The following is a 9,216-nucleotide window of genomic DNA, read 5'->3' on the forward strand; positions in this document are numbered from 1 at the left end:
CAATGCAGGCGGATCGCCGCTTATTTGCCGATTGCAAACTCCAGGGGATGGCCGGCGGTCGCTTCCACTTCCACCAGCAGGTCCTGGCGGCAGATGTCGGCCTTCAGGAACATGAGGCGCGCGGATTCGCCCAATGCGCGGCGCAACTCGCCGTGAATTGCCGGCACATCTTTCGGATGCCGCACATACACCTTGTAGCACAGGTCGCCCAGCGAAAATTCCGCATCCGGCGCAACGCGGTTGGCCTCGCCCACCATGGCGGTGATGTTGGCCAGCGTCTCGCGCGTCTGTGCCAGCACATCGCCCACATGCATGCTGCGATGGCCGACGATGCTCGCGGTGCCCGACAGGAACAGGACATTGTCGTCGCCCAGGCGTGCAACGCTGGCGCGGGAAAAGGTCGGGCTGCGCGGGCCGTATTCCTGCGGATACTTGTAGGCGCTGACCTGGCGCGGATTTTCGATCGCGACCGGCGCCTCGCCACGGCCGGCGAGGAAATAGATGGTGAGCGGCCCCTGCTCGTATCCGACGGCGGACGCGGCCGGCACGCTGCCCATCACCTTGCGTCCGCTCGCGAGGAAGCCGTCCTGACGGCCCATGTTGAACTGGCGATAACGCTCCAGGCCGTGGCTTTCTCCGGTGATGTTGGCGATGTAATTCCAGAAGCGCAGGATGTGCGGAAATTGCAAGGCATCGAGCAGGCCGAAGATTTCCAGGTAAGCCGTCTCGGATGCCTGCTGCAGCGGCGTCTTGCCCGCGGCGCGCACGCTGGCATTGTCAAACTGCGCATCGTCGAGCTGGATCGCGCCGAACAGGATCTCGTCATTGTGGCCGTAGCGCACGCCCTTGCGCAGGCCGTAGGTGAAGCTGCCTTTGCCGCTCCACACTTCGCAGGCCGAGCCGACCTCGCCATTCAAGTCGAGCGCCGGCATCAGCACCTGCGCAAATGGCAGGTTTTCCATTGCCGGAGCTGGGTTCTGCCCACGGGGAGTGAAACTGATCGTTCCGAGCATGCGGTCTTTCCATTCCCGCATGCTGTATTTCTCAATCGGCAAGTAGGCGCATTGCAGACTGGATGTATCAAGCTCTATCAATTCGTCATCCCGCCCACGGCATCAACACTACGAATATTGTTCTTGCGATCGCGCCACGCCATCAGCGTGCGCTTGAAGTTCAGCAGCGATATCCCGTAATACAGGCCCTTGAAGGCCAGCAGGGAAGGGCCGATCGGCGTCTTGCCGAACACGTCGCCGGCCAGGACCGACAGCAGGGCCTCCTGCATGCGCAAGAGGTTGCGCGGGCCCATGAACAGATTGCGCATGGTCGGATTGGTAATCCTGTAGATGAACCAGGAGAACTGCTTCGGCCCGACACGCATGCTCCGGTCGAAACGCTTCAGCGCGGCCGCGGCCTCGCCGGGACGACGCAGGCAGCAGTCGACGGTATCGGCACCCACGAATGCGCTTTGCATTGCCAGCATCACGCCGGAAGAAAACACGGGATCGATGAAGGCATAGGCATCGCCGAGCAGCAGATAGTTCCGGCCATGCGTCTGCGTGCAGGTATAGGAATAATTGCCGGTGGCTTCCGGCTCGGTCACCATCTGCGCGCCTTTCAGGCGCTCCTGCAAGGCGGGGCAGAGGGCGATGGTGTCCATCAGGAATTCAGTGAGCGGCTTCTTGTTGCGGGTCTTGAGGTAATACGGCCAGGTCACTGCGCCGATGCTGGTATTCCCGTTTGCCAGCGGGATGAACCAGAACCAGCCGTGGTCGAACCAGAAGATCGTGATATTGCCTGCAGCCTTGCCCTCATTGCGCTGCACATTCGCGAAATGCGCAAAGATGGCGGTGCTGTTGTGCTTTTCGTTGCGCTGCTTGACCTTGAAGCGGTTGGCGAGGAAGGTGTCGCGGCCGGAGGCATCGAGCACGAAACGCGCGCGCCAGGACTGGTCAGCGCCGTCCTCGGTGCGCGCATGGATGAGTGCGCCTTCGTCGCCGGGCAGGAAGGCCACGTCATGGACGCGGCAGCCCTCGATCACTTCGGCACCCTTGCGCCTTGCATTGCGGATCAGGATCTCGTCGAACTCGGCGCGCTGTACCTGATAGGCGTGGGGCATGGACTTGTCCCAGGCATCGGCGAAGTGAAAGACCTGCTTGTGGTCATGCCAGGGCGAGACGAATTCCGCCGCCCACTTTTCCATGCCTATGGCCTTCACTTCGTCGGCCACACCAAGTTTTTCCAGGAGCGGAAGATTGGCCGGCAACAGGGATTCGCCGATATGGAAGCGCGGATGCCGGTCCTTCTCGATGAGGGTGACGCGATGGCCCCTCTCGGCAAGCAGAGCCGCCGCCGTGGAACCCGCCGGACCGCCTCCTATGACAAGAACATCGCACTCTCTCATGTCGGAAGGCGTGTCTACGTTGGGTTTCATTGTGACTATCTCTTACAGGATTGAACCGGAACGGAACTTTAACATCATTTTTTCGCGCCGTAGAGTGCTGGTTCGCCACATCGTTGCGCGATGAAGCCGCGCAGTTGCAAGACATTGCCGACGAAGCCACGTTTGGTTTACCGTATCGGGATTCGCACGCTGCCGGGCAAGCGATCGCCTGTCCCTTGCCCGCCGAGCCGCTGCCAGACCAACATTAAAAACAAGCCGATTTGCTGTCGCTGGCATGATGACAGCCACGCGTCCCACTGGAGCCAACATGGAAAGACAAGCGCCTTCCTGCCCCGATTGCCAACTGCTGCGGCAGCAACTGACCGAGCAGGAGAGGGAGATCGAAGACTTGCGCGCGCAAATCGCGGAGCTGACCCGCCACGACCGGCTGACCGGCGCGCTCAACCGCCGCAGCCTGGTCGAGTTGCTCGAAGCGGAACTGCAGCGCGCGCGCCGCACTGGCCATCCCTTCTGTTTCGCGGTGATCGGACTGGACCGGTTCGGGCAGATAAACGATCGCTACGGACATGCGGCCGGCGACAGGGTGTTGAAGACGGTGTCGGATAGTGCGGTTGCGCTGCTGCGCGTGCTGGATCGCTTCGGCCGCCTTGGCGGTGACGAGTTCGGTGTCCTGCTGCCGACGACCTGGCTCGATCAGGGCATGATCGCGATGACCCGGCTGCGCAAGGCGATCGACGGCTGTGACTGGCAATCGATCGCGCCCGGCCTCGTGCCGGGCTTTTCGGTCGGGATTACCACTAATTCGGTCAAGGATACGGCGGAGTCGATGCTGGAACGCGCTGCCAAAGCGCTCGCCCAGGCCAAGCAGGAAGGCGGCAATCGCACTGTGCAGATCGAGGAAGATCTGCCGGACATGCCGCCGCTCCCGGAGGACTGAGTTCTTCAGGGATGTCCGGGCAAGTTCTTGATGACGGTGTACGCCCCCAGCAGCAGGAGCCCGACCAGGAACAGCTGGCGAAATCCCTGTTCGCTCACCCGCACCCGCATCCATTCTCCTGCCAGCATGCCGAGCATCGCGGGCAGCAAGGCGAGTAGCGAAGCACCAGCCACCTGCATGCCGAATGCACCCTGAATGAAGAGAGCGAGGCTGAGGGCCAGGGTGGATATGGTGAAGGACAGGCCCAGCGATTGCACCAGCTCGTCCTTGCCAAGTCCCAGCGCGTTAAGGTAGGGCACTGCTGGAATGGCGAACACGCCGGTGGCGCCGGTCAGCAAACCGGTGACAAAGCCGATCACCGGTGACAGCCACCATTCCTTTTCCGGCGGCACGCGAAAGCGCACCTTGACGAGCCCGAGCAAGGCATACAGCACTAGCACGGCGCCGAGGATGAAGGCTGCCAGCTTCGCATTGCTGCCGGCGAGAGCACCGAAGCCGAGCCAGGTCCCGACACAGATCGCCACCATCATCGCCCACAGCCTTCGCACCAATGCCCCGAAGGCGGGCCCGGTGAACAGCTGCCACAGGTTGGTGACGGTGGATGGTACGACCAGGATGGCGGCCGCCTGCGCCGGGGGCATGACCACGGACAGCACGCCCATTGCCACTACCTGCATGCCCATGCCGGAAATACCCTTGACGAAGCCGGCCAGCAGGAGCGTGCCCATCACGGCGCTCAGTACGAGTGCAGATTCGAATCCGAACATTGGAATACCTGAAAATTGATGCGGCCCTCAGTTTGCCTGATAAAAAGCAAAAGCGTGAGGGAGAGCAACATGGGCTTGCCGCATCAATTCTTTTGCTTCCTCAAGCGGCAAGCTGCGAAAAAAGCCGAAACTGGAATAGTATTGAGGCAATTCGCGAGGCAGGCCAGCCCATGCCTCGCCGGCTTTCCACTTGATCATCCATCTCGCATGCCTGCAACTGAACTGACGATTGAAGACATTCTCAATCAGCGCTTCGACACCCTTCCCAACCTGATCCGCCTGCATGCCGCCTCCGGCCCGCGCCACCCCGCGCTGGTCCAGGACAAGCGCGTGCTCGATTATGCAGCGCTTGACGCCCTGATGGACCGGGTAGCAGCGGCGCTGCAAAGAGAAGGGCTGAAGGGCGGGGACGCCATCGCCATCTGTGCCGCGACCTCGATCGAATATGCCGCCGTCTTCCTCGGCAGCCTGCGTGCCGGCGTCGCGGTCGCGCCGCTCGCGCCTTCTTCCTCGCCCGAGAGCCTGGCGTCGATGATCCGCGATGCCGATGCACGCCTACTTTTCCTCGATCAGTCGGTTGTGCAAGCCCTGGCTCCTATCCGCGAAGCGCTCGCCATCCCGGCGATTGCAATGGATGACAGCGCCGAGGAACAAGCGCTGTCCGGCTGGCTTGCCGCGGCCGATGCAAAGCCGGCACCGGTGGCCATCCAGCCGGACTGGCCATTCAACATCATCTATTCCTCCGGCACCACCGGCACGCCCAAAGGCATCGTGCAGCCGCATTCGATGCGCTGGACCCATGTGCAGCGCGGCCGCAGCAACGGCTATGGTCCCGATGCGGTCACGCTGGTGTCGACGCCGCTGTATTCCAATACGACGCTGGTGAGCTTTTTCCCGGCCATCGGCCTGGGCGGCACGGTGGTGCTGATGGCGAAATTCGATGCCGGTGTCTGGCTGGCGCTGGCGCAGCAGCATCGCGTCACGCACGCCATGCTGGTGCCGGTGCAGTACCAGCGCATCATGGCGCGCGAGGATTTCGGGCAATACGACCTGTCGTCATTCCGGATGAAGTTTTGCACCAGCGCGCCGTTTTCCGCTGCGCTGAAGGCGGACATCCTGCGGCGCTGGCCGGGTGGGTTGATCGAGTACTACGGCATGACCGAAGGCGGCGGCACCTGCATCCTGAAGGCACATGAGCATCCGGACAAGTTGCACACCGTCGGCCAACCGGCGCCCGGGCATGACATCCGTCTGATCGACGACGAGGGAAGGGAAGCGACTCCGGGCGGCACCGGCGAAGTGGTCGGACATTCCCCGGCAATGATGGCGGGCTACCACAAGCAGCCGGCCAAGACGGCAGAAGCCGAATGGCATGATCCGACCGGCAAACGCTTCATCCGCACCGGCGACATCGGCCGCTTTGATGCGGACGGCTTTCTGACGCTGCTCGACCGCAAGAAGGACATGATCATTTCCGGCGGCTTCAACATCTATCCCAGCGACCTGGAAACAGTTCTACTACAGCATGAAGCGATTGCCGAAGCCTCGGTGGTGGGCGTGCCTTCCGAGCGCTGGGGCGAAACGCCGGCGGCCTTCGTGGTGCCTAAAGCGGGCGCGCAGCTTGAAGCCGATGAACTGCTCGCATGGGCGAACGCGCGTCTGGGCAAGACGCAGCGACTGGCTGCCGTCGACATCGTACCAGCCTTGCCGCGCAGCGCGATCGGCAAGGTGCTCAAGCGCGAATTGCGGGACCGTTTTCTTGCAAAGAATGGCAAGACTGCGCCGCGCTAAGGTTTCTTTTCATTTCCCTTCTCATTTCTTTTGATCAGGCATGACTATCATGGTGGATGACACCCTCTACAACACCGAAGAAATCCTGCAGCTGCTCAAGCTGGAACAGATCGGCCCGGACCGCTTCCGCGGCCAGAGCCATTTCATGGGCAGCCCGAATGTATTCGGCGGACAAGCCCTGGGCCAGGCGCTGTATGCCGCGACCATGACTGTGGAAGGGCGGCGCCCGCATTCCCTGCATTCCCTGTTCATCCTTCCCGGCAACCACCGCCTGCCGATCGAGTATGAAGTCGAGCGCGTGCGCGACGGCGGCTCCTTTACCACGCGCCGGGTAGTGGCGTTCCAGGAAGGCCGCAAGATTTTCGTCATGTCAGCGTCCTTCCAGGTCGCGGAAGAAGGCTTGTCGCACCAGAAACCGGCACCGGCCAGCCCCGATCCGGAATCCCTGCCTTCCAGCATCGCCTTGTGGAAACAGCACGGCGGCAGCCCGAAGCGGCCGTTCCGCCCGGTACCGGTGGATTTCCGGTCAGAGCAGGCGACCGATATTTTCGGCAGTAACGGAGGCAAGCCGAACCGGCTTGTCTGGACCCGCGCTCCGATGCAACTGCCGGACGATCCGCTGGTGCACGAAACCCTGTTCGCCTATGTATCGGATTACGGCTTGCTGTGGACATCCCTGCAACCGCATGGCGTGCGCATGGGCGATCCGCGCCTGCAGATCGCCAGCCTGGACCACACGATCTGGTTCCATCGGCCGATTCGCATGGACGAGTGGCTGCTGTTTGCCATGGAAAGCCCGAACGCTTCGGGCGGCCGCGGCTTGTGCTTTGCGCATGTCTACAACCGCAAAGGGGAACTGCTGGCGACATTGGCGCAGGAAGGCCTAATCCGTTTGCGCGAACCGAAGCCTTGAGCGAAGCGGCCGGCGCCGCTTATTGGAGCTGTTCCGGCCGGTTGAATAAATCTTTCCTATGAGCTGCCTTGGTTTTATCAATTTGATCTATTAAATGAGAATGATTACCATCTATCTCATCGATATAAGATCAAACAGACAAGCCAAGGAGCAAGATCATGGTCACCGCTGCAAGAACAATCAGTCAAATCAGCCTCCACATGGGCGTGGCTTTCGGCCTGATGTACTGGCTGACCGGGTCGCTCACCTTCGGCGGCGCGGCTGCCATCCTTGAACCGATCTGCAATGTCATCCTGATGCCCTTGCACGACAGGATGTGGGAAAGGATCCGCCAGAAGCTTGAGGCCAAAAAAGCCAGGGCCACGGAAAATCTTCCGGCCGGCTCTGTGGCTTCCGCCGGGTAACAGGGATGCGCGCCTTAGCGCGCGCTTCCTCCGCGGATGTCCCTCTCATTCGTGATTCCTCCTTCGTGATTCCTCCTCCTCCCTTCTTTTTTCCCTTCCTTCCAAAGCGCTCGCTTCCCCGAAACACATACAATCCGGTATCCGGACCAATCTTCGAGGCAAGCCATGAGCGACTTTCGCAGCGACACTGTCACCCGCCCCACCGCAGCCATGAAACAGGCCATGTTCGACGCGCCGCTGGGCGACGACGTATTCGGCGACGACCCGACAGTCAACCGGCTGCAGGACATGGCCGCAGAGATGCTCGGCTTCGAAGCGGCACTATTTGCACCGAGCGGCACGCAAACCAATCTCATCGCCCTGATGACGCATTGCCAGCGCGGCGATGAAGCGATCGTCGGCCAGCAATGGCATACCTATCGCTGGGAAGCCGGCGGCATGGCGGTGCTCGGCTCGATCCAGCCCCAGCCGCTCGCGCATCAGCCGGACGGCACGATTGCGCTGGACGACATCGAAAGCACGATCAAGCCGGACGATCAGCACTTTGCGCGGACCCGGCTGATCGTGATGGAAAACACCACCGGCGGCAAGGTGCTGCCGATCGCCTACATGCAAGCCGTGCGCGAACTCGCCCGGCGCCATGGACTGCGCACGCATATCGATGGCGCACGCCTGTTCAATGCCGCGGTGGCGCTGGCCACGGAAAGCGGCGGCGACGCGCTGGCCCAGGCGCGCAAGATCTGCGCATCCTACGATTCCCTGTCGCTCTGCCTGTCCAAAGGACTCGGTGCACCGGTCGGCTCGCTGCTGCTTGGTTCAGCTTCATTCGTTCAGCAGGCAAAGCGCCATCGCAAAATGCTGGGCGGCGCGATGCGGCAGGCCGGCATGCTGGCCGCCGCCGGCATCCATGCGCTGCAGCATCATGTCGAGCGGCTGGCGCAGGACCATGCGCATGCGGCCCTGCTCGCGGACACCTTGACCAAGGCCGTCGCCAGCCGTCCGCGGCTGGCCGGACAGATCGTCGTTCATCCCGCGCAAACCAATATGGTGTTCACGGATGTTGCGGGTGAAGTAGCAGACGAATTCCTTGCTCATCTTGCCGCCCGCAATGTCCAAGTCACGAGCGGTCCGCCGCGCAAGCATGCCGGCAAGACGATCCGCTGGGTGACGCACCTCGATGTCGGGTTGGCTGATATCGAGCATGTGCGCGGAGTCATCGCTGCTTTCTGAAACGCGGCGTGGCTGTCGAATGACAGGCCAGATGAACAATGCCGCGCCGCTTACCAAGCCGTTTAAACATCAAGCGGTGATGCGGAAGCCTGCACGCAAGACTAATCCCGTAGTTATAGGCCGTTGCTAACAAAGTGCGTGGTTTGCCGGTTTTGTTAAACCTGTGTGCTAACACAGCACGAGCGCCGCAAGGCGAGTATTCATGCGGCTTTCGAGGGAAATTGCATTCCATGTTAAACGACAACCCGCCGTGTTAAATTAGTGTTTTGCGATTTATAACAAGTTAAGTGTATAGAGGGACGGCATGCCAGCGAATGCGACAATATATCTACCTGTCGAAGACGTAGACCTTGGAAAGATATTTGAATCGGCTAAAAGCAAGAAAACCTTTTTTAAAAGGGAGCGTTACTTTGAGGTTGACGTAGCTGGAGACTTGGTTCGATTCAACGTAATGCCTACTGAACAGCTCGGATCACATTTAAATGGATTTGTGGGATATATCTCCTCTTTGCACGATGACGATCATCGCAAGCAAGAGGCAACCTCGTTTGTGCGCCAATCAAGAATCGTTCTAGGTCTAGTGACGAAGAAAGAATTTTATGAAAATGAAGCGCTTATCTCATGTCTGTTCGAAATAGCGGAAGCTTACGGCGGAATTGTATTTACGCAGAATAGCGTTATAAAGTTTGATGGAAATGTCCTTGTAGGGCCGCTATATGGAAACACTTAACTCATCGCTCGACACGGACAGCTGCGCTGCCGGTCAGCTTTAT

General features: G+C 60.6%; 10 protein-coding genes. 6 read left to right on the plus strand and 4 right to left on the minus strand.

Annotated elements, in window-relative coordinates:
* Positions 1-20: 20 nt before the first annotated feature.
* Together HGHM_RS15395 and HGHM_RS15400 are read right to left on the minus strand one after the other, a co-directional pair.
* Entirely contained in the window at positions 21-1,013 is a 993-nt protein-coding gene (locus HGHM_RS15395) for a chorismate transformation enzyme, FkbO/Hyg5 family (protein WP_245549226.1), read from the minus strand.
* 77 nt (positions 1,014-1,090) lie between these two features.
* On the minus strand, positions 1,091-2,431 hold the full coding sequence (locus HGHM_RS15400; protein ID WP_034348565.1) for an NAD(P)/FAD-dependent oxidoreductase: 1,341 nt from the start codon (positions 2,429-2,431) through the stop codon (positions 1,091-1,093).
* Positions 2,432-2,708: 277 nt separating this feature from the next.
* Here HGHM_RS15400 and HGHM_RS15405 point away from each other — a divergent pair, with 277 nt between their 5' ends.
* Positions 2,709-3,338: a GGDEF domain-containing protein gene (locus HGHM_RS15405; RefSeq protein ID WP_019142445.1), complete on the plus strand. Its 630-nt coding sequence runs from the start codon at positions 2,709-2,711 to the stop codon at positions 3,336-3,338.
* 5 nt (positions 3,339-3,343) lie between these two features.
* On the opposite strand, the gene HGHM_RS15410 is transcribed toward HGHM_RS15405, so the two are convergent.
* Positions 3,344-4,105, minus strand: coding sequence for a sulfite exporter TauE/SafE family protein (locus HGHM_RS15410; RefSeq protein ID WP_019142446.1), 762 nt, complete (start codon positions 4,103-4,105; stop codon positions 3,344-3,346).
* Positions 4,106-4,132: 27 nt separating this feature from the next.
* On the minus strand, positions 4,133-4,303 hold the full coding sequence (locus HGHM_RS23210) for a hypothetical protein (RefSeq protein WP_019142447.1): 171 nt from the start codon (positions 4,301-4,303) through the stop codon (positions 4,133-4,135).
* Positions 4,304-4,312: 9 nt separating this feature from the next.
* Between HGHM_RS23210 and HGHM_RS15420 the strand changes: the two genes are divergently transcribed.
* The 5 genes from HGHM_RS15420 (at position 4,313) to HGHM_RS15440 (ending at position 9,173) form a co-directional block, all read left to right on the plus strand.
* Positions 4,313-5,896: a class I adenylate-forming enzyme family protein gene (locus HGHM_RS15420; protein WP_019142448.1), complete on the plus strand. Its 1,584-nt coding sequence runs from the start codon at positions 4,313-4,315 to the stop codon at positions 5,894-5,896.
* 49 nt (positions 5,897-5,945) lie between these two features.
* Entirely contained in the window at positions 5,946-6,809 is an 864-nt protein-coding gene (locus tag HGHM_RS15425; protein ID WP_019142449.1) for an acyl-CoA thioesterase, read from the plus strand.
* A 158-nt stretch (positions 6,810-6,967) separates the two neighbouring features.
* Positions 6,968-7,213 (plus strand): DUF2061 domain-containing protein, encoded by a 246-nt coding sequence (locus HGHM_RS15430; RefSeq protein WP_026076084.1) that lies wholly within the window; start codon positions 6,968-6,970, stop codon positions 7,211-7,213.
* A gap of 165 nt (positions 7,214-7,378) precedes the next feature.
* Entirely contained in the window at positions 7,379-8,443 is a 1,065-nt protein-coding gene (gene ltaE / locus HGHM_RS15435; protein WP_019142451.1) for a low-specificity L-threonine aldolase, read from the plus strand.
* A 304-nt stretch (positions 8,444-8,747) separates the two neighbouring features.
* Positions 8,748-9,173: a hypothetical protein gene (locus HGHM_RS15440; RefSeq protein ID WP_019142452.1), complete on the plus strand. Its 426-nt coding sequence runs from the start codon at positions 8,748-8,750 to the stop codon at positions 9,171-9,173.
* Positions 9,174-9,216: the final 43 nt, after the last annotated feature.

Source organism: Noviherbaspirillum massiliense JC206 (genome assembly GCF_000312045.1).
Classification (GTDB): domain Bacteria; phylum Pseudomonadota; class Gammaproteobacteria; order Burkholderiales; family Burkholderiaceae_D; genus Noviherbaspirillum; species Noviherbaspirillum massiliense.

Coding starts and splice junctions, on each gene's coding strand:
- HGHM_RS15410 (WP_019142446.1), bottom strand. CDS start 4,105: ATGTTCGGATTCGAATCTGCACTCGTACTGAGCGCCGTGATGGGCACG.
- HGHM_RS23210 (WP_019142447.1), bottom strand. CDS start 4,303: ATGATCAAGTGGAAAGCCGGCGAGGCATGGGCTGGCCTGCCTCGCGAA.
- HGHM_RS15395 (WP_245549226.1), bottom strand. CDS start 1,013: ATGCTCGGAACGATCAGTTTCACTCCCCGTGGGCAGAACCCAGCTCCG.
- ltaE (WP_019142451.1), top strand. CDS start 7,379: ATGAGCGACTTTCGCAGCGACACTGTCACCCGCCCCACCGCAGCCATG.
- HGHM_RS15400 (WP_034348565.1), bottom strand. CDS start 2,431: ATGAAACCCAACGTAGACACGCCTTCCGACATGAGAGAGTGCGATGTT.
- HGHM_RS15440 (WP_019142452.1), top strand. CDS start 8,748: ATGCCAGCGAATGCGACAATATATCTACCTGTCGAAGACGTAGACCTT.
- HGHM_RS15430 (WP_026076084.1), top strand. CDS start 6,968: ATGGTCACCGCTGCAAGAACAATCAGTCAAATCAGCCTCCACATGGGC.
- HGHM_RS15425 (WP_019142449.1), top strand. CDS start 5,946: ATGGTGGATGACACCCTCTACAACACCGAAGAAATCCTGCAGCTGCTC.
- HGHM_RS15405 (WP_019142445.1), top strand. CDS start 2,709: ATGGAAAGACAAGCGCCTTCCTGCCCCGATTGCCAACTGCTGCGGCAG.
- HGHM_RS15420 (WP_019142448.1), top strand. CDS start 4,313: ATGCCTGCAACTGAACTGACGATTGAAGACATTCTCAATCAGCGCTTC.